Annotated in this window: 1 protein-coding gene; it reads right to left on the bottom strand. The window is 72.3% G+C overall.

The window, feature by feature from the left end; genetic code table 11:
- Nucleotides 1–337: DUF2946 family protein (locus FQ755_RS15600; RefSeq protein ID WP_144155724.1), on the bottom strand; the 337-nt coding region annotated here is incomplete at its 3' end.
- Nucleotides 338–448 lie beyond the last annotated feature (111 nt).

Raw genomic sequence — 448 nt, 5'->3', positions numbered from 1 at the left:
GCGCGGCCAGCGAGGGGAAGGAGCGGGGCGGCGGGGCCGGCGCGAGCAGCGGCACGCGGCGCACGAGGGGATGCAGCAGGGCATCGGCGGGCGCGGCGGCGGCCGGCGCATAGGCATGCGAGGCCAGCAAGTCGCAATAGCCGCAAGCCGACAAGGCGCCGCGCGGCAGCTCGTGCCGGTCGACATGCTGCGCCGCCGCGCAAATCGGCGCGTCAGGCCGATGCGCGGCCGCCGCTTCCGCCAGCTGGCTGGCGAGCGGCATCAGCACCAGCAGCCAGATGGCCAGCAGGCCAAGCCAGGCGGTCAGACGACGTCGGGAGGAGATGGGCGACAGCATCGCGCGATGGTAAACCACTGCGGCGCGATTTGCGTCGGGAATGTGTCAGGCGGGACGGCGGAACGGGCTTGCGCGCTGAAAGGTGAGGCGATTTGTCGCGTGAGGCAATCG

Origin of the sequence: Paraburkholderia sp. BCC1885, assembly GCF_900996235.1 — a bacterium.
Taxonomy (GTDB): Bacteria; Pseudomonadota; Gammaproteobacteria; order Burkholderiales; family Burkholderiaceae; genus Paraburkholderia.
Note: the sequence above shows the minus strand (reverse complement) of the source record. Positions and strands in the feature narration are given on the sequence as shown.